Source organism: Tepidamorphus sp. 3E244 (assembly GCF_046159835.1).
In the GTDB taxonomy this organism is placed as follows: domain Bacteria; phylum Pseudomonadota; class Alphaproteobacteria; order Rhizobiales; family Tepidamorphaceae; genus JACKJK01.
The window spans coordinates 1-565 of sequence record NZ_JBJXCY010000008.1; the positions used below are offsets into that span (position 1 = coordinate 1).

At 68.0% G+C, this 565-nt stretch carries 1 protein-coding gene; it reads left to right on the forward strand.

From position 1 onward, the window contains the following. A partial coding sequence (locus ACKTEK_RS15985; protein WP_409166320.1) for a calcium-binding protein occupies window positions 1–565 on the forward strand: 565 nt, incomplete at both ends.

A 565-nucleotide genomic window follows, 5' to 3' on the forward strand; every position in this document is an offset into this window, starting at 1 on the left:
AACGACACGCTGACGGGCACCAGCGGCGCCAACGTCATCTCCGGCGGGTCGGGCAACGATGCCCTGCGCGGCGATGGCGGCGACGATACGCTCGATGGCGGCACCGGCGTCGACACCGCCTCCTACTCCGGCATCTCCACCGACTACATCATCACCGACCTCGGCGGCGGGGCCTACACCGTCACCGACATTCGCGGCGTGCCCTTCGACGGTACCGACACGCTGACCGGCATCGAGTTCGTCACCTTCTCCGACGGCACCTTCGACATTGCCGAGCGCGCGGCCGCGATCTTCGGCACCGAGGGCGACGACACGCTGACCGGTACACCGGACGACGACGAGATCAACGCCCTTGGCGGCAACGACACGATCACCGGCGGCGGCGGCAACGACGTGATCGACGGCGGCGACGGCTCCGACACGGTGATCTTCCCCGGCAACTTCGCCGATGCCGATATCTATAACGACGGCGCGGGTGCGATCATCGTCACCACGGCTGCCGGCGGCACCGACACGGTGACCAACGCGGAGTTCCTGCAGTTCGCCGACCGCACCGTCGACGTCA